The organism is Amycolatopsis sp. N2S4-7 (genome assembly GCF_058119595.1).
In genome coordinates this window covers 2,132,876-2,151,038 of the sequence record NZ_CP172299.1, presented here as the reverse complement: position 1 = coordinate 2,151,038, position 18,163 = coordinate 2,132,876, and the positions used below count along the sequence as shown (strand labels likewise).

At 72.8% G+C, this 18,163-nt stretch carries 17 protein-coding genes; 6 read left to right on the top strand and 11 right to left on the bottom strand.

Translation table 11 applies throughout. The annotated features are described in order from the left end of the window. The first annotated feature begins 114 nt into the window (after positions 1-114). Positions 115-2,256: a DUF6351 family protein gene (locus tag ACH54P_RS09940; protein WP_489912059.1), complete on the top strand. Its 2,142-nt coding sequence runs from the start codon at positions 115-117 to the stop codon at positions 2,254-2,256. 48 nt (positions 2,257-2,304) lie between these two features. Here ACH54P_RS09940 and ACH54P_RS09935 read toward each other — a convergent pair whose 3' ends face one another. Continuing rightward, entirely contained in the window at positions 2,305-3,231 is a 927-nt protein-coding gene (locus ACH54P_RS09935) for an AraC family transcriptional regulator (RefSeq protein WP_489912058.1), read from the bottom strand. Between the two features lie 84 nt (positions 3,232-3,315). Between ACH54P_RS09935 and ACH54P_RS09930 the strand changes: the two genes are divergently transcribed. Further along, positions 3,316-4,179: an NADP-dependent oxidoreductase gene (locus ACH54P_RS09930; protein WP_489912057.1), complete on the top strand. Its 864-nt coding sequence runs from the start codon at positions 3,316-3,318 to the stop codon at positions 4,177-4,179. Positions 4,180-4,306: 127 nt separating this feature from the next. Then, positions 4,307-4,849: a hypothetical protein gene (locus ACH54P_RS09925; RefSeq protein WP_489912056.1), complete on the top strand. Its 543-nt coding sequence runs from the start codon at positions 4,307-4,309 to the stop codon at positions 4,847-4,849. 3 nt (positions 4,850-4,852) lie between these two features. On the opposite strand, the gene ACH54P_RS09920 is transcribed toward ACH54P_RS09925, so the two are convergent. The 9 genes from ACH54P_RS09920 to ACH54P_RS09880 all read right to left on the bottom strand — a co-directional run bounded on the left by ACH54P_RS09920 (position 4,853) and on the right by ACH54P_RS09880 (position 14,616). Beyond that, on the bottom strand, positions 4,853-4,993 hold the full coding sequence (locus tag ACH54P_RS09920; RefSeq protein ID WP_489912055.1) for a hypothetical protein: 141 nt from the start codon (positions 4,991-4,993) through the stop codon (positions 4,853-4,855). Between the two features lie 165 nt (positions 4,994-5,158). Next, positions 5,159-5,941 carry a hypothetical protein gene (locus ACH54P_RS09915; RefSeq protein WP_489912054.1) on the bottom strand — a complete coding sequence of 261 codons (783 nt, stop codon included), beginning with the start codon at positions 5,939-5,941 and terminating at the stop codon, positions 5,159-5,161. 264 nt (positions 5,942-6,205) lie between these two features. Continuing rightward, positions 6,206-7,606 carry an RICIN domain-containing protein gene (locus ACH54P_RS09910; RefSeq protein ID WP_489912053.1) on the bottom strand — a complete coding sequence of 467 codons (1,401 nt, stop codon included), beginning with the start codon at positions 7,604-7,606 and terminating at the stop codon, positions 6,206-6,208. Positions 7,607-7,703: 97 nt separating this feature from the next. Next, a complete protein-coding gene (locus tag ACH54P_RS09905) occupies positions 7,704-8,468 on the bottom strand; it encodes a sugar phosphate isomerase/epimerase family protein (RefSeq protein ID WP_489912052.1) in 765 nt (254 codons plus the stop codon). Positions 8,469-8,491: 23 nt separating this feature from the next. Further along, a complete protein-coding gene (locus ACH54P_RS09900; RefSeq protein WP_489912051.1) occupies positions 8,492-10,444 on the bottom strand; it encodes a DUF2264 domain-containing protein in 1,953 nt (650 codons plus the stop codon). After that, on the bottom strand, positions 10,441-11,454 hold the full coding sequence (locus tag ACH54P_RS09895; protein ID WP_489912050.1) for a hydroxyacid dehydrogenase: 1,014 nt from the start codon (positions 11,452-11,454) through the stop codon (positions 10,441-10,443). The genes ACH54P_RS09900 and ACH54P_RS09895 overlap by 4 nt, the downstream gene beginning before the upstream one ends. Continuing rightward, entirely contained in the window at positions 11,451-12,260 is an 810-nt protein-coding gene (locus ACH54P_RS09890) for a carbohydrate ABC transporter permease (RefSeq protein ID WP_489912049.1), read from the bottom strand. Before ACH54P_RS09890 ends, ACH54P_RS09895 begins: the two co-directional genes overlap by 4 nt. 104 nt (positions 12,261-12,364) lie before the next feature. Then, on the bottom strand, positions 12,365-13,300 hold the full coding sequence (locus tag ACH54P_RS09885; protein ID WP_489912048.1) for a carbohydrate ABC transporter permease: 936 nt from the start codon (positions 13,298-13,300) through the stop codon (positions 12,365-12,367). Further along, a complete protein-coding gene (locus tag ACH54P_RS09880) occupies positions 13,300-14,616 on the bottom strand; it encodes an ABC transporter substrate-binding protein (protein ID WP_489912047.1) in 1,317 nt (438 codons plus the stop codon). The genes ACH54P_RS09885 and ACH54P_RS09880 overlap by 1 nt, the downstream gene beginning before the upstream one ends. Before the next feature lie 108 nt (positions 14,617-14,724). On the opposite strand from ACH54P_RS09880, the gene ACH54P_RS09875 reads away from it, so the two are divergent. Further along, complete coding sequence (locus ACH54P_RS09875; protein WP_489912046.1) at positions 14,725-14,898, top strand: hypothetical protein; 174 nt, start codon at positions 14,725-14,727, stop codon at positions 14,896-14,898. Next, positions 14,898-16,007, top strand: a complete 1,110-nt coding sequence (locus ACH54P_RS09870; RefSeq protein ID WP_489916379.1) for a substrate-binding domain-containing protein — start codon at positions 14,898-14,900, stop codon at positions 16,005-16,007. Before ACH54P_RS09875 ends, ACH54P_RS09870 begins: the two co-directional genes overlap by 1 nt. Positions 16,008-16,058: 51 nt before the next feature. Here ACH54P_RS09870 and ACH54P_RS09865 read toward each other — a convergent pair whose 3' ends face one another. Beyond that, positions 16,059-17,039 (bottom strand): PaaX family transcriptional regulator, encoded by a 981-nt coding sequence (locus tag ACH54P_RS09865; RefSeq protein WP_489912045.1) that lies wholly within the window; start codon positions 17,037-17,039, stop codon positions 16,059-16,061. 201 nt (positions 17,040-17,240) lie between these two features. Here ACH54P_RS09865 and ACH54P_RS09860 point away from each other — a divergent pair, with 201 nt between their 5' ends. Next, the gene (locus tag ACH54P_RS09860; RefSeq protein WP_489912044.1) at positions 17,241-18,158 is read left to right on the top strand and encodes a transporter substrate-binding domain-containing protein; all 918 of its coding nucleotides are present in this window, start codon (positions 17,241-17,243) and stop codon (positions 18,156-18,158) included. Positions 18,159-18,163: the final 5 nt, after the last annotated feature.

The following is an 18,163-nucleotide window of genomic DNA, read 5'->3' as shown; positions in this document are numbered from 1 at the left end:
GATCCCTCCACAGATGCGGCCCGGCCGGATGTTGTTCCGGCCGGGCCGCAGGTGCTAGACAGACAGCTGCCCGGTGTCGCGACGACGCGATGCCCCGAGCGAGCGGAGTGTCTGGTGGCCAACCGTGCTTTGCGCTCATCCACCGTGGTGGCGGCCCTGACCGCGCCGCTCCTCCTGCTGGGGACCGCGACCGCCGTGGCCGCTCCACCAGGGCGGCAGCTGACGATCGAGACGGTGTCGAACCCGCGGCCCGCGCTCGTCAGCGGGGGACAGGTCCTGGTCAAGGTCGTCCCGCCGCAGCGAACCCAGGGACGGGTGAGCGTCAGCGCCAACGGCCACGACGTGACCTCGAGTTTCCGCGCCCAGCCCGACGGCAGCCTGCTCGGCCTGGTCACCGGCCTGCGTGACGGCGCCAACGACCTGAGCGCCAGGACGAGCCCGGGGCAGCGGGCGAACCTGCGCGTCACCAACCACCCGATCACCGGGCCGGTCTTCTCCGGCTCGCAGCAGCGCCCGTTCTACTGCGAGACCCAGGCGTTCGGCCTGCCCGCGGCGTCCCAGCCGCTCTGCAGCGCGCCGACCCAGGTGAGCTACCAGTACCGGACCACCGCCGGGGCGTTCGCGCCGCTGGCGGACCCGGCGACCCGGCCCGCGGACCTCGCGACGGCGACGGTCGACGGGCACGCGGTGCCCTACGTGGTCCGCGTCGAGCGCGGCACGATCGACCGCGCGGTCTACGAGATGGCGGCCCTCTACGACGGCGCGCCGTCACCCGTCGCGCCGGACGCCGGCTGGAACGGGAAGCTGGTCTACACCTTCGGCGGCGGCTGCAACGCGGGCTACCACCAGGGCAATTCGACCGGCGGGGTCGTCAACGACCTGTTCCTGGCCCGGGGCTACGCGGTGACGTCGTCGAGCCTGAACGTGCTCGACAACAACTGCAGCCCGATCATCTCGGCCGAGGCGGCGATGATGGTCAAGGAACACTTCGTCGAGACCTACGGCCCGGTCGCCCACACCATCGGCTGGGGCGGCTCGGGCGGGGCGATCCAGCAGTACGACATCGCCGAGAACTACCCCGGCATCGTCGACGGCATCATCCCCGGCGTCTCGTTCCCGGACCCGCTGAGCACGGGCGGCCCGGTGTCGGACTGCCGCCTGCTCGAGCGGTACTTCGCCGGGCCTGGGTCGTCGTTCACCGCGGCGCAGAAGCAGGCCGTCGCGGGCTTCGCCAGCTACGACACCTGCGTCTCCTGGGACAAGACCTTCGCCAGCCGCGCCACCGCGACCGGCAGCTGCAACGCGGCCATCCCGGTCGCGGCGCGGTGGGATCCGGTCACCAACCCGGGCGGGGTGAAGTGCAACTCGAACGAGCAGCTGGTCAACCAGATCGGGCGGGACCCGAAGACCGGGTTCGTGCGCAGCCCGCTGGACTCCACCGGTGTGCAGTACGGCTTGGCCGCGCTGAAGGCCGGGACGATCACCGCGGCGCAGTTCGCCGACCTCAACGCGAGCATCGGCGGCCTCGACCACACCGGAGCGCCGGTGGCGCAGCGGATCGCGGCCGATCCGAAGGCGCTCAACACGGTGTACGCCGACGACCTGGTGAACTCGGCGTCGCAGGGCTTGCGGGAAACGCCGATCATCGACCAGCGGACCGATCTCGACCTCGCCGGGTTCGGCAACGACATTCACACCACCGAGTGGTCTTATGTGATGCGGCAACGGCTTCTGCGGGCCAACGGCACCGCGGGCAACCAGGTCATCATCGAAAACCACCCCACCGCAGCCGAAGCGGCGGCCGCCAGCGTCTACGAGCTCGACGCGATGGACCGCTGGCTGACCGCGATCGACGCCGACGGTTCGCATCGCAGCCTTCAGCAGAAGGTGCTGGCGAACCGGCCGGGCGATCTCGGCGACGGTTGCTACCTCTCCGCGGCGTCGCGGATCACCGAGAAGCTGACGTACCCGGCGAGCGGCCAGTGCGGCGCGCAGTACCCGGTGGCGGCCAACACCCGGATGGTCGCGGGGGAGGGCCTGTCCCTGGACGTGCTGAAGTGCCGGCTGAAGCCGCTGGACTTCCGCGACTACCCGGTCACCTTCACCGCGGCGGACCGGCAGCGGCTGCGGGCGGCGTTCCCCGGCGGCGTGTGCGACTACAGCCGTCCGGGCGTCGGGCAGCGTCCCCCGCTCGGGACCTGGCTGAGCTACGGCGACGAACGGACCGGCACCACCCCGCCGACGAAGGTGTGGTGACGGACTCTTGAGCGGCCTGGCACCGGGCGGCGGCGACCGGGCGGCGGCTCACCGCCCGGCTCCGGCTCGCCGGAGCTGCCCGGGTGCGGTGCCGTGGTGTCGCCGGAAGGCCTTGGCGAAGGCGAACTCCGAGGTGTAGCCGCTCTTTCCCGCGATCACGCGCAGCGGGGCGTCGGTGTCGCGCAGCAGCCGGGCGGCGAGGGTGAGCCGCCACCAGGTCAGGTAGGTGAGCGGTGGCCGGCCGGTCTTCTCGGTGAACCTGCGCGCGAACGGCGCCCGGGACAGCCCGGCCCGCGCGGCGAGGCTCGCCACGGTCCAGGGGTGCGCCGGGTCGCTGTGGATCGCGTGCAGCGCCGCGGTGATCGCGGGGTCCCGCAACGCCGCGGCCCAGCCGGTCCCGGCCGTCGTGGCGTGCTCGTCGAACCAGGCGCGCAGGAGGTACAGCAGCAGCGCGTCCAGCAGGGCCGGGATCAGCGCGTCCGTGCCGAGCCGCGGGTGTTCCAGCTCGGCGCACAGCAGCTCGACCACGGCCCGGAGGTCGTGGTCGAGCCGGTCGGGCAGGTGCACGACTTCGGGCAGGCTCGCCAGCAACGGGTGCACCTGCGCCGGGTCCAGCCGGTACGCGCCGCAGAGCGTCACGGTCTTCGGGCCCGTGCCCGTCTCCGGCCGGTTCGCGTAGCGCTCGGCGAACCCGGGGTCGTCCGGGTCGCAGGCCTGGGTGTCGACCGGCGTCGACGGGCTGTCGGCCAGGGCGTGTCCGTGCCCGTGGGGCAGGAAGACGACGTCGCCGGCGGTCAGCGGCAGCGGCTCCGCGCCCGTCCGGATGAGCCAGCAGGTTCCCTGCAGGACCACCTGGAACCCCGCGGCGCCCGGCACCGGCGCGAACCACTGCCCCCAGGGCGCGTTCCACACCACCCGGGCCGAGCGCGGCTCACCGGTGCGCATCACGGCGAGCACGTCGCTCAGGACATCCACAGTCTCCCCCGCGAGACGATCGGACAAGGAATGAGGACTCCGACGCATGGAGTGTCTCCCCGGCCCGATCATAGGGTGATTTCCATGAAGAGCGCACGGATCCACCGCCACGGCGACCCCTCGGTCATCGAGATCGACGACGTCCCGATGCCGCTCCCCGGCGACGGTGAGGTGCTGGTCGAGGTCGCGGCGACGTCGTTCAACCCGACCGAAACGGCCCTGCGCTCCGGGGCCCTGCGGGCGCTGTTCCCGATCGACCTGCCCTGCACCCTCGGCTGGGACGTCGCGGGAACGGTGGCCGGCCGCCCGGTCATCGGCTGGCTGGAGCGGGGAGCGGCCGCGGAGTACGCCGTCGCGCCTCGCGGACGTCTCGTGCCCGCGCCCACCAGCATCCCGCCGGCCGACGCCGCGGCCATCCCGCTCGCCGGGCTCACCGCGTGGCAGGTGGTCTTCCCGCACGTGTCCGCCGGACAGCGCGTCCTGGTCAACGGCGCGGGCGGCGGGATCGGCGGGTTCGCCGTCCAGTTCGCGAAACGCGCCGGTGCCCACGTCATCGCCACCGCGAGCCCGCGCAGCGTCGACGCCGTCCGGCGACACGGCGCCGACGAGATCATCGACTACACCAGCGAGTCCGTCGCGTCGGCGGTGGAGCCCGTCGACGTGCTGATCCACCTGGTCGGCACCCCACCGCCCTGGACCCCGCCCGTGCGCCGCTCGGGCAAGATCATCTCCGCGGCGGCGCCGGTGACAGCGCCGCCCGGGGTGACGTCGACCCACGTGGTCGTCCGCTACGACCCGGCCCAGCTGACCGAACTGGTGAACCTCGTGAACGCGGGCGCCGTGACGGTCGACGTCACCGAGACGCACACCCTCGACGGGCTTGCCGAGGTGCACCGCAGGAGCGAGGCGGGCGAGATCCGGGGGAAGGTCACGATCCTTTGCCGCTGACGGGAAAAGCTGCGAAATCCCCCGCGACGCGTGGTCGCTGGACGAAGCCCTCGAAACCACGTTGGGCCGCTCGTCCGGCTTCGCCGTTGTCGAGACGCGTGACACGGCTTCCGACGATCCGGACGCGGTGACGATGCACCTCGTCTTCCAGGTGCACGACTTCGGCACCCAAGACGAGTGGTTCCCCCAGGAGCCCGTGACGGCTTGCTACGACGTCGGCTTCACCTTCCGGGGGCTGGTGGAGGAGCCGCGCCGGCGGGACTGTCCCGCCGGCGCGACACCGTTGAACCCGCCGCAAATCCCGCCCTCGGAAGTGCCGGAGGGCTTCGACCCCGCCCTGCAGTCCGTGCTCACCGCGCTCCCCGCGTCCGTGACCGAGGACGTCTTGCTCGCCCGCCTGACGCGCTCGATGCCGACGCGGTCCGTCAACCCGGACAAGGACCTCCCGTGGCAAGCGCCCGAGCAAGACGTTGCCCTGCGCGGGAACGACGTCGGTGTCGCCTACCGGGCGGGCGATCGGTCGACCGGCGGGATCGACTGCCTCCTGGGCTCGCGGGTGCAGGGCGGGACACTGGTGTGGCGGCCCACCTTCGAGCAGGTCCAGCCCGGCGAACTCCCGTGCACGGCGCAGACCGCCCTGGATCGGCAGGGTGTCACGCCGCCGCACTGACCGTCAGGCCACCTGACGGATCGGCAGCACCAGCGCCGCGCCCAGCAGCCCGGCGACGGCGCCGAACACGAAGAGCGCCGCGAAGTTCTGCGGCGCCTCCGGAGTCGCGCCGATCGCGAGGACCGCCGGGGCGAGCGCGGGCACCAGCGAGCTCCTTCGCCGGGTTGGCCGGGTCCGGCACGAGCTGCGTCACGAGCGCGATGTCCACGCTCAGGTACACGCCCTGCCCGAGGCCGACCACGCCGACGGCGACCAGGAACGCCGGGCACGAGTGCGCGACCGCGGCCAGCAGCAGGCCCACGGCGAAGATCAGCGCGGCGGCCACCACGAACGGCTTGCGGCGGCGGACAGCTTCCCCGCGATCGGGGCGAACAGCACAGCCGCCGCCGTCAAGACCAAAGTGGACAGGAAAACCGCGCCGGCGACCCGGTCCGGCGGGAAGTGCAGCACCAGGATGAGGTAGAGGGTGCCGGTGAGGTCGAGGTCGATGTCGGCCCAAAAGGTCTTGGCTGGGTGGTCGCGATCGCTTCCTGGGTGGAGATGTTTGGCGAGTATTCGCTGCGCGGTAAGACGGACCTCCTGCTCCTGTGTCACTTGATCGTCAAGGCTGGAACGCGTCGAATGTTGAGCGTGGTCGCCGTACCTGATACTTGTGGATGCCGCCTTGCTGCGTGCGCGGCTGACCAGCGGTCGACGTATCCCGGGCCGGCGAGGTGGACGGTATTCGGCGGAGGAGTGGAACGGGGCCCGTAGGTATGCGCACACCACCGTGACAACAGTCTGCCGTTGATCTTTGTTGTTCTGTGCGACGCGTTCCAGGGCGTGGAGGCCACCGTGTCGGACGGCGGCCTTGTCGGAACCGAGTTGTTCCACGGCTTTGAGATACAGTTCGGTGAGGCGGCGTTCAGTCGCGTCGTGCTCGGTGAACCACTGACGACGCCCGTTCAGGACGAGCGCGACCACGCCGCCGGCACCTACACCTACGGCCAGCCCGGTCTTGATCAGCTCGATCTGGTTCTTCGGGTCACCGGAGTCGACGAACACGAGTAGCACGGTTACTGCAACGCCCGCGATCACGGCGATCGGAATCACGACCACAGCGATCGCCCACGGCCACGTCCCTCCGCGTTGCCGCCACTGTCGCCTCGCCGCCTCGCGGCTCCTTGCCATCATGCTGACCAAGTCGTTCGGCCTGGTCTCGTCGCTACTGTGACAGTTCACCCGCGGCGAAAGGCCACACCGCCTGGCAAGGGATCAACGCGTGCTTCACCAGTAGTCCGGGCGCACGGCGACGAGCGGGGAACGCCACCCCGCACCCGTCGCCTGACGGTGACAACGCGGCGTCACCCCCGGCGCTCACCCTGCGGCGACGATGCGCCACCGCTGGTTGGTGCTGCTGCTGTCCCCGTACTGGCCGATGTCCGCGCCGTCCGTGGTGCGGCCCATGCTGTCGAGGTACTCGCCCGTTGCGCGGTTCCTGATCCGGACGTTGCCGGCGTCCGTCACCACCGACCACTGCTGGTTGGGGCTGGTGCTGGCCGCGTACTGGCTCAGCGCGGCCCCGTTCGTCGTGCGGCCCGCGCCGTCGAGGTACAGCCCCGTGGTGCGGTTCTTGACGCGCACGTAGTTGCCGTAGTTCTCGACGATCCACTGCTGGTCGTAGCTGCTGTCGCCGCTGGCCTGGCCCACGGTGGAACCGCTCGCGGTGCGGCCCATCCCGTCGACGTACCGGCCGGTGGCGGCGTTGACGATCCGGACGTAGGTGCCGCCGCCGTCGCCGGTTCCCCATGCGTACTTCAGGCGGGTCAAGCCCGTCGGGTTCACCAGTGACAGCTTGATGCCGGAGCCGGTGCCGGTCTTGGTGGTCAGGCTGTACCAGTCGCCGTCGCGCAGGCCCGGCCAGTACACGCTGCCCATGCCGAGGCTGCGGAGCTTGCCGCTGACGCCGCGGAGGTAGTCGGCGAAGTACGAGCCGCTCGGGATGCTGTAGTCGATGGTGTCGTAGTGGACGCCGTTCTTGCTGCCGGGCGCCATCGGGCCGCCCCACTCCGTGGCGATCGTGCGGTCGGCGTACGCCCCGATGTGGTCGGCCCACTCGGTTTCGCTTTCGTAGCCGGCGAAGAACGAGTAGTCGTGCACGGCCAGGAGCGTGCCGTCGAGGCGGGTGTCGCCGCCGACCGCGGAGACGTTCTGCGCGTAGCCGGCGCCGTCGAGGATCACCCGGCCGCGCGGCACGGCGGGGTACCTGGTCAGCCAGTCGTGGTAGAACGTGCCCAGGTCGCCGGTGCCGTACGGCTCGTTGATGACCTCGAAGTAGGCGTTGGGGTTGCTGCCGTACTTCGCGACGACCTTGTCCCACATCTGCTGGAACCCGGCCGTGCTCGCCGGTTTGCCGTTGCTGTACGCCCAGTAGGCGAGGATCACCTTGCCCTTGCCCAACGCCGCGTCGATCGCCCCCGTGTAGGTCGTCCAGTAGCTCGACACGGTGGGCTCGTTGATCGGCATCCGCACCGTGTCGGCGCCGGTCGTGGCGTACAGCCGGCCGATCACCTGATCCGCCGCGGCGGCGGCCGAGGAATACGTGTCCGAGGAACTCAGCCCGGACACGTACAGCACCCCGTTGACGAAGTTGTCCCTCGCGTCGGCCCAGTTGACGCCCTTGAACCCGGCCGTGGACGCCCGGGCCTGGACCGGACCGGCCGTCACCATCGCCCCGGCGAGCACGAACACCGCCAGCACCTTGAACAGCGACCTCATCGGCTCGCCCCTTCCCAGCCTTCGTGCCCCAATACGGGTCCGATTCCTACAGGTAACAGATGAGGCATCGGCATTCCAGAATTGCGAAACAAAACGCTCAGGACCGGTCAGGTTCGATCAGCGACCGCAACGTCCTCGCCTCGCCGGCCAGCACGGCGGGATCGTCGCCGGGGACGAACTCGAGGAGCAGGTCCACCGGAGGGACCAGCGAAAACACTTGCCGCCAAAGGTGTTCGCGGCCGGTGAGGGGCAGCCGCTGCCGGTCCGGCCACCAGGAGAACACGTGGATCGCGCTCAGGTGGTCGAGGACCGTGCGCAGCCCGGCGAGGGCCGGTGCGTCCCCTTCCCCGACCGGCGGCTGCCAGTAGGTCGACAACGCCGGGTGCGCCGCTTCTTCGAGCAGCCGCGCGGTCGAGGCCGCGGTGTCGGTGAGGGTCCCGTCGTGGAACTCGGTGGCGACGCCGATCCCGTGTGCGGCGGCGATGTCCGCCGCCTCGCGCAGGGCGCCGACAACCCGTGACCGGGCGCCGGCCGGGGTGACCGCCGATCCTTCGGTGCCGGCCCAGACCCGGATGCGGGGTGCCCCCAGGGCCGCGGCCGCTTCGGCGATCGTGGTGAAGTCCTCGGGCGCGTCCCGCCCCGCGCGCCAGTAGGAACCGTACGAGGAGACGGCGAGCCCGGCGTCGCGGGTCCGGTCGCGCAACCGGCGCAGGGCGGCGGGATCCTCGGGGGTGGCGTGCCCGTCCGCGCCCCATTCGAGCAGGTGCAGCCCGGCCGCCGCCGCCGCCCGGATCACCCGGCCGGGCGGCAGGGACCGGAAGGTGACCGAGCACAGCCCGGTCCGGGCGATCGCGGCGGGCATCGTGACCTCCGGTGGCAACGTCGTCAGGGCAGGGGAACGGCGGTGTCGAGGCCGTCCGGCCAGGTCACCGTGATCCGGTGGCCCCCGTCGTCGTCCGGGACGACGGCGACCCGCACGACCGGCGCGTCGGACTCGCCGCGGTCGAGGACGACCAGCACGGCGAGCACTTCGCCGGACGGTACACCGTCCCCTGTGGACAGCCAGGGGGTCGCGGTCCAGGCCCCCAGCGGCGAAGTGCCGTGCTCGACGGCGACGCCCGCGGTCGTGCAGCCGCGCAGGCCCCGCAACGCCGACCGCAGCGCCGGCGTGCGGGCGGACGCGCTGACGTCCGGGCCGGTGCGCGTGGCCGGGCGGGTGGCGGCCGCCACCGGCCAGCCGCCGAGCCGGACACTCCGCCCGGACGCGCCCGGGGCGTCGTCGACGCGGGCCAGCCGGACCTCGAACCCGTCGCGCACCACGGAAGCGATCGTGACGACCGGTCCCGGCACCACCGGACCGCGGCGGCCCGACCCGTGGTCCGGCGAGTCGTCGCCGGTGCCGACCCAGCGGACCCGGCCGGAGGACGCGGCGGCGGCGACCCCGCCGGGGAGCTCGATCGCGTACCGGGTTTCGAAGCCCGCGCGGTGGCTCGCCCGGCCTGCCTCGTCGAGCACGACCACGGAGTTGTCGAGCGGGTCCGCGACCGAGTCGCCCGTCAGCGGCGGGACGGTGGCGGTCGAATAGCCGAGCCGGGCGTAGAGCGGCGAGTCGGTGCGCTGGTCGCCGGGCTTCGCGTGGTCGGTGCCGTGGTTGAGCACCACGGCGATCCCGTCGCGACGGCGGGCGGAAACCAGCCAGCCCGGTGCGGCGAGCACGCGGACGACGTCCGCGGTTTCGACCGGCAGCGGCTGTTCGACGTCCGTCCACACCGGATGGCCGGCGGGCAGCAGCAGGCCGAGCAGGCCTTTGGCGGCCCAGTACGGGGAACCCGGTCCGGAGTAGGACTGGCGCATCGCGGGCCAGGCGTGGTGCCAGCCGAGCCGCAGCAGCCCGTCCGGTTCGAGAGCGTGGTGGTCGGCGAAGTGCCGCACGACGCCACTGGTCACCCGGCGGGTGAGCCCGGGAGGCAGCCCGCCGTCGCCGGTGAGCGCACCGGCCCAGAACGGCGCGGCGGCGGCGAACCGGTAGACCAGGCTGCGGCCCTGCAGCAGCGGCGAGCCGTCGGCGCCGACCAGCCGGACGGCGTCGCCGAGGTAGTCCCGGAGGTCCTGCGCCCACCGTTCCCGCAGTCCGGGCGGGCACAAGGTGCCGGTGACGTCGAACAGGTGCGTCCACAGCGCCGGGTACAGGTGCAGGGCCCAGCCGGTGTAGTGGTCGTACGCGCGTTCGTCGCCGTCGCTGAGCCAGCCGCCGGGCCGCCGCAGCGACGCGTGCACCGCGAGGTCCTCCTCGACGTCGGCGGCCGACCACGGACCGCCGGCCTCGCGCAGGAACGATTCGACGACGATCCGGAACCACACCCAGTTGATCGGCGGGTAGGGCTGCCCGACCACGGTCCCCAGCCAGGCGACAACCCGGTCGCGGACGGCGTCGTCGAGCCGGTCCCACAGCCACGGGCGGGTCAGCTGGAGCACCAGCGCGATCGACGCGGCCTCCACTTTGGACTGGCCGAGTTCGTCGGGCCGGGGCCACGCCTCGGCGGACCCCGGATCGGTGCCGGCGGCCAGCCCGCGCGCGTAGTGCTCCAGGAGGCCGTCCGGGTCCGCGCCACGCTCCCCGGCGATGCGGAAGCCGGCGAGCAGGAACGTCCTGGCGAACCCCTCCAGCCCGTCGGAGACGCGGCCGTTGCGGCTCGCCGGGCCGGGCAGGTCGATCCGGGCGCCGGCCGGGGAGCGGTACCGGCCCGCGGCCGCGAGCAGCCGGTCCGCCAGCGCCGTCCAGTGCCCGCGGGTCCAGCCCGTGTACGGCGAGAGCCGCCGGTCCTCGGCGGGGGTCACGCCTGCACGGCCAGGGTCTGCCGGGTCACCGGGGCCCGGGGCGGGAGTCCCGCGGCGTAGCGCTCGAGTTCCCCGATCGTCTCGGCGCTCATGCGGCGGGTCTCCGAGCCCAGCGAGCCCGCCACGTGCGGGGTCAGCACCACGTTGGGCAGGTCGTAGAGGGGCGACCCGGCCGGCAGCGGCTCCGGCTCGGTGACGTCGAGGACGGCGTGCAGCCCGTCGGCGGCGCAGGCGTGTTCGAGGGCCGCGGTGTCGACGAGCGCGCCCCGCGCGGTGTTGACGAGCACCGCGCCGGCCGGCAGGGCGGCCAGTTCCGCGGCGCCGATCAGGTGCCGGGTCTCCGGCAGCGACGGCGCGTGCAGGCTCAGCACGTCCGCCTGGGGAAGCGCCTCGGCCAGGGTGGCGGGCTCGGCACCGGCCGCCCGGATCTCGGCGGGATCGGCCACCGGGTCGACGACGAGCACCCGGCCCAGGCCCACCAGCCGCAGCAGCGCGGCGACCCGGCGGCCGACCCGGGAGAAGCCGACCAGCACGACCGTGCGGTCCCGGCCGGACAGCTCGCCGCGGGCGTCCCGGTAGCGCCAGTCCTCCCGGAACGCCCGGGCGTCGGCAGCCAGGAAGGGCACCTTCTTGAACGCCCACAGGACTGCGCCCAGGGTGTACTGGGCGACCGGTTCGGCGTTGGCCCCGGCGGCCGTGGTCACCAGGAGCCCCCGGTCGAAGACCGCGGCGCCGACGTGCTCGCGGACGCTGCCCGCGGCGTGCAGCACGGCCCGCAGGTTCGGGGCGGCCCGCAGGACCGCGTCGTCGAGCGGGGGACAGCCCCACGACGTGATCAGCACCTCCACCTCCGCCAGCCGCGTCCGCACCGGCGCCGAGGCGAGTTCGCCGGTGCACCACGGCTCGCCGAGCCGGGCCGTGGCGCGCAGCCGCGCCAGTTCCGCCTCGCCGAACTGCAGGCGCACCGTCTCGGGGGCCATCACCAGCAGGGTCTCCGGGCGACGGGTCACTTGACGCTGCCCGCTGCCAGCCCGGACCGCCATTGCCGGTGCAGCAGGACGAACGCGACGACCAGCGGCACCACGGCCAGCAGCGAACCGGTGACGACGAGCGGGCTGTACTGCGGGAACTGCGGCACGCGCGTGCTCCACTGGTACAGGCCGAGGCTCATCGGGAACAGCTTCGGGTCGGTGAGCATCACCAGCGGCAGGAAGAAGTTGTTCCAGATCCCCACGAACTGGAACAGGAAGATCGTCACCAGGCCCGGCCGCATCATCGGCAGGGCGATGGTGAAGAACGTCCGCAGTTCGCCGGCACCGTCGGTCCTGGCGGCCTCGAGGACTTCGCCGGGCACGGCGGCGTCGGCGTAGACGCGCGCGAGGTACACGCCGAACGGGTTGGTCAGCAGGGGCACGAACACCGCCCAGAACGTGCCGACCACCTGGAGCTGGGAGGCCAGCAGGTACAGCGGCAGGGCCAGTGCCGTGGTCGGCACCAGGACCCCGGCCAGGGTCGCCGCGAACAGCGCGCGCCGTCCCGGGAAGTCGAGCTTCGCGATCGCGTACCCGCACGCCGCGCAGATCAGCGAACCGAGCACCGCGCCGAGACCGGCGTAGAGCAGGGAGTTGCGGATCCACGCGAGGAAGACGCCGTTCTCCTGCGTGAACAGGGCACCGAGGTTGGTGCCGAGGTTCCACTGCCCGAACTCGAACGCGCCGGTCGTGGAGAAGTCGCCGACGGATTTCGTGGCGGAGGTGACCAGCCAGACCAGCGGCAGGACCGCGTACAGCGAAGCCAGGACCAGCAGGACGTGCACGACCGTGCGTGACGTCCACCGCGAAGCGGCTTTCCGGTGGCTCCGGGTGGTGGAGCCCCCGGCCCGAGGCGAAGCCTCGGGTGTCGCAGCGGCGGGGGACAGGGTCACCGGGACCTCCGGGCGGACAGGCGCATGACCAGCGCCGAGAGCAGGGCGGAAACGAGGGCCAGCAGCACGGACGCGGCGGCGGCCCGGCCGTAGTCGTTCGCGATGAACGCGGCCTCGTACACGTAGAGGCTGGGGGACCAGGTGCTCGTCACCGAACCGGTGAACCCGCGCAGCACCAGGGGTTCGGTGAACAGCTGCAGGGAGCCGATGACCGTGAACACCAGCGCGACGAAGAGGGTCGGCCGGACCATCGGGACCTTGATCGACCACGCCGTCCGGATGCCGCCGGCCCCGTCGGCGCGCGCGGCCTCGAGGACGTCGCGGGGCACCGCCTGCAGCGCGGTGTAGAAGATGATCATGTTGTAGCCGACCCACTGCCAGGTCGCGATGTTCACGATCGAGGGCAGGACGCCGGACTTGCCCAGCGGGTCGAACGGCAGCAGCGCGGACAGCCCGGAGTTCGGCGTGTACAGGTAGGCCCAGATGAGCCCGGTGATCACGGCCGGGACGGCGTAGGGCAGGAAGACCGCCAGCGACCAGACCCGCTTCAGCCGCACGACGGCGGAGTCGATCAGCAGGGCGAGCCCGAGCGCCAGGCCGAGCATGATCGGGAGGTGGACGAGGACGAACGACGCCACGTTGGCCAGGCCGGCGTGGAACGCGCTGTCGGTGAGGACGTCCACGTAGTTGCCGAACGCGATGAACGCCTGCCGCGGACCGGAGAACCCCAGGCCGGACAGCCGGTCGGTGAACAGGCTGAGGTAGAGCGCGTACCCGATCGGGACGAGCACCGTGACGGTCAGCAGGAGCGCGAACGGCGCCGCCAGCGCGAGGCCGGCGCGGCCGCGGCCAGGCCGGCCCCGGACGGCCGCGTCGGGGCGCCCAGCCGGCGCCGGGACGCTCGCGGCCCGCTCGGGGGTGAGGACGGTCATCACGATTTCCCTTCCAGCACGGTCAATCCCCGCTCGCGCAGCCCGGCGACGGTGTCGGCCTGCGTCTGCCGGACGGCGGCGGCGAGGGTCGAGCCGCCCGTCTTCACCCCGCCCATGCGGTCGACGACGGTCGAGAAGATCCGCAGGGCGTTGGGCCCCCACGTCCAGTCCGGGACGCGGCGGGCGGCCTCGTCGAGGACGTCGTACACCGGGGCGCCGAGGAAGAAGCCGCCCCGGTACTCCTTCCTGGCGACGTCCCGGCTCGGCAGGTAGCCGGGGAAGGGGGTGGTGAACGTCGTGCCTAGCTTCGCGACGGCCGGGTCGGTGCTCAGCCAGCGCAGGAACTTCACGGCGGCGCCGGGCACCTCGCTCTCGGCCGAGACGGCGAACGCGCTGCCGCCCTGCACGCCGTTGGCCGGCACGCCGTCCCAGGTCGGCATCGTGGTGACCGCCCACCGGTCCTTGTCCCGCGGGATGGACTTCACCAGGGTGCCGACGCTCCAGGACGCGCCGAGCAGGCCCCACAGCCTGCCCTGGTGCATCGCCCCGATCCAGTCCTGGTCGCCGGTCGGGATCGTGGCGACCAGGCCGTCGCGGATCATGTCCTGCCAGTAGCCGGCGGTGCGGAGGGTGCCTTCGCCGTCGACGTTCACCCGCCACGCGCCGTCGTCGACCCGCCACCACGGATCGCCCGCCTGCCAGCACATCCCGGCGAAGAACGAGCCGTCGTTGAGCGGGAACGTCGTCACCCGCGCCGCCGGGTCCGCCTTCTTCACGGCCTGCGCGGTGGTGCGGAACTCGTCCCAGGTGCGCGGGACCGCGATGCCGTGCCGGTCGAAGAGGTCCTTGCGGTAGTAGAGCACCATCGGCGCCAGGTCCATCGGCACCGCCCAGGTGCGCCCGCCGGGGCGCACGCCCTGCCAGGCGGCGGGGGAGTAGCCGCGCTCCAGGTCCGCCAGGTTGTCGGTGAGGTCCCGCAGGCCGCCGGTGGTGAGCAGCTGCGGCAGGCCCTGGTATTCGGCGTGCAGGATGTCCGGCGTGTTGTGCGCGCGCAGGGCGTTGGTCTGCTGGGCGTAGCCGCCCTTGAGGCCGGACGCGATCACCTCGAGTTCCACCGAGACGTCCGGGTGCGCGGCGTTGAACGCGGCGACGTACTTGTCCATGCCGGTCATCCAGGACCAGATGCGCACGCGGGCGGCACCGGATGCGGTCGTCGTCGACGACCCGCAGCCGCCGAGCAGGCCCCCGGCCGCGAGCCCCGCCGAGGCGGCCAGGAACCTCCGGCGGTTCAGGCCCGCCGATCCCCGAAGCGTCATTGCTCCTCCGTCGCTGTGGTGCCTGCCACTGTCAGCGTGTGCCATAGTTCGAGTCAACAATTTACGTCAAGAACGATCACAAACGATCAGAATCGAAGGGGGCCCGCGGTGCCGAGCCTGCGCGAGCGCCTGCGGCGCGAAGCCGACCTCCGCGTTCTTGCGCCGTTCGCGCGGGTGGAGCGTTCCGCGGGTTCGGCCGGCGCCTACCCGGCACGCCCGCCCCGGCTCCGGTCGGTGCGGCTCGTCCGCCCCGCCCGGGTCCGGCTGGGGCGGGCACCGTGATGCTCGCTTCGGAACGGCACCGGATCATCCTTTCGCTGCTGCGCGAGCAGGGTTCGGTCCGGCTCACCGAGCTCGTGGACCGGCTCGGCGTCACCGCGGTCACCGTCCGCCGGGACGTCACCGAGCTCGCCGACCGCGGTCTGCTGACGCGGGTGCACGGCGGGGTCACGCTGACCCGGCCCCGCGGCGGCCAGCCGGAGCCGGGGCGGGCCGCGCCGGCGGTGTTCGGCCCGGCCGCCCCGGGCGCGCTCGTCGGCATGGTCGCCCCGTCGGTCGAGTACTACTGGCCGCCGGTGGTCCAGGGCGCCCAGTCCACCGTGGCCGCGGCGGGCGGGCGGCTGGTCCTGCGCGCGTCGAGCTACGACGCGGCGGAAGACCGCCGTCAGGTCACGAAGCTCCTCGAGCGCGGTGTGCAGACGCTGCTGGCCGCCCCCGCCACCAGCGGGCGCGGCGCCCTGGACCTGTTGCGCTGGCTGGGATCGCTGAGCGTCCCGGTGGTCCTCGTCGAGCGCCTGCCCCCGCCGGAGCTGCCCACCCTGGCCATGGACGCCGTCACGACCGCCCACGCCCTCGGCGCGGGCCTGGCCGTCCGCCACCTGGTTTCCCTGGGGCACCGCGGGGTCGGGCTCGTCACGTCGCGGTCCAGCCCGACCAGCCGCGCCGTGCGCGCCGGCTGGCGCGAGACGATCGAATCCCTCGGGCTGGACGCGGGCACGGCGCTGGACCTCGACGTCCCGGCGTACGGCTCGGCGGGCTGGACGGCGGAGTACGACACGCTGCTGGCGCGGTGCCGCCGGGCCGGGGTCGGCGCCCTGCTCGTGCACTCCGACCGGGAGGCCATCGGCCTGATCGAACGGGCCCGCGACGGCGGGATCGCGGTGCCCGGCGAGCTGGCGGTGGTCTCCTACGACGACGAGGTCGCGGCGGCGTCGGACCCGCCGCTGACCGCGGTGTGCCCGCAGAAGCACCGGCTCGGCGCGGTGGCCGCCGAGCTGGCCCTGGCCCGGCTCGCCGACACGACCGACCGTCCCGTCCACCGGCTGCAGCTCTGGCCGACGCTGGTGGTGCGCGAGTCCTGCGGCGGCGCGCCGGAGTCTTCCGAACAGTAGACAGCCGCGGCCGGACATTTCCCCGGCCGGGCGACCCGGGAAGTGTCCCTCCTACCGGTCGCGCGCGTCGTCCAGGCGGCGTGCCTCGGCGGCCTGCTCGAACGGCGTGTCGCCCGCCGGGTGGCGGTCGCCGAGCTCGGCGAACAACGCCGCCACCTCGACCGAGTCGTGGTGGGACGACAGTTCCGCCAGCGCGGGGTCGGTGGCGGCCAGCACCTGGCGGAACCGGAGCTCGGCGAGGGGGCCGAGCCGGTCGTAGATCTGCAGGAACACCTTCTGGGCCCGGTCGCGCGCCCAGCCGGCCGGGAGCAGTTCGGCGGGCAGGTCGGGGTCGGTCTCCGGGAACCGGCGCCAGTCCACCCGCAGCTCGGTGCGGGTCCGCAGGGCCTGCGCCGGGCTGATGAGCCCGGCCTCCAGCCCGGAGAGCACCTGTTCGTAGCGGTCGGCGAACTGTTCGTACTCGCGGGCGAGGGGCTCGAGGTCGAACGCCGTGGCCGCCGCGGCCGAACCGGGGATCTCGGTGGCGCGGAAGACCGTCGCACTGCGGAGATCGAGCTCGCGCAGCGCCGCGAGGGCGTCCTCGGCGAGGTCGTGCGGGCTGACCCAGACCCCGTCGTAGAGGGCGGCGAACCGCAGCACCCGCAGCCGGGACCGCAGCGCCGTGCGCAGCCCGCGGTCCTGCTCCGGCACGGAGAAGGTGACCACGGTCCAGTGCCCGTCCCAGCCGGGTGCGGTCGTGCCGAAGGTCAGCATCCGGTGCGTGCGCTCGATGATCACCTCCGACGTGCGGGCGGGGATGCCGTACGCCGTCGTCCGGCCGCTGCGGGACACGGTGAGCAGGCCGCGGGCGGCGAGCCGGCGGATCGCCGCCCGCGCGCTCGCCGGGCTGATGTCGAACTCGCCGAGCAGCTGCACCAGGGCGGCCGACGGGATGTGCTCGTCGCGCCAGTACCAGAAGTCGCCGAGCAGGGACGTGAGGAGCAGCTGCGGTTCGGCGCCCTGCTGGGAGCGGGGCAGCGGGCCCGTGGTCATCGCGCGCCTGCCTCTTCCGGGGTCGGTCCCGGCGGCCGGTCCGCCGCGGGGGTCCATGGTGGCAGTTCCGGCCGGGCGGGTGAATCGAGGGGTTGAATCACGCGACACATCATGCGACGATCGGCGCCCAGATAGCAACCAATCGTTCTCCCAGGTTTCCTCGCCCTCCGCTCCGGACGGCCTCCGCAGGAAGAAAACGACATGGGTTCCTCACTTCGTCAATGGCGTCGAAGCACGCTCGCCGCGGCCGTCGCGGGTCTCGCGCTGGCCGGCTGCACGGTCGACGACGGCGCGGCGTCCGCGCCCGGCGCCGCGGCGCTCACGGCCGTCCCGGCGCTGCACGACCAGCTGCCCCAGGCGGTCAAGGACGCCGGCGTCCTCCGGTTCGCCGGCGACTCGCACCCGCCGTACCGCACGGTCGGCGCGGACGGCAAGACGGTCACCGGCATCGACCACGACTTCCAGCAGGCGCTCGGCCAGCTCCTCGGCGTGCGCACGGAAACCAGCATCGTCAGCGGTCTCCCGGCCGCGCTGCAGGGCATGCTGAGCGGCCGGTACGACGCCTTCAACGGGCCGGTGAAGGCCACCGCCGAACGCGAGAAGCAGTTCGACACCGTCACCTGGATGACCACGCGCACCTCCTACGTGGTCCCCGCGGGCTCCGCCGCCGGCATCAAGCAGGCCGCCGACCTGTGCGGCAAGCGGGTCGCGGTGGTCACGGCGAGCGTCGTGGAGGACCAGCTGGGCAAGCTGTCCGCCTTCTGTGAACGCTCACAGCGCCCGGCCGTGCAGGTCGTCGGGCTGGACGACACGAACGCGACACTGCTGGCCGCGAAGTCCGGCCGCGCCGAGGCCGCCGGGATGACCCAGGCCGCCGCGATCGACGTGACCACCCAGCAGAAGGGGCAGTACGAGTACGTGACGCAGACCGAGGAGCAGGGCGCCACCAAGGACAACCTGGCGCTCTACACCCCGAAGTCCGCGAAGCTCGGCCCGGTGCTGCAGAAGGCCTTCGAGGAGCTGTTCCGCAACGGCACCTACGCCCGGATCATGCACCAGTGGGGCCTGGACGAGGTCACGGTCCCGCAGCCGCTGTTCGACGTGGCCACGGCGAAATGACCGCG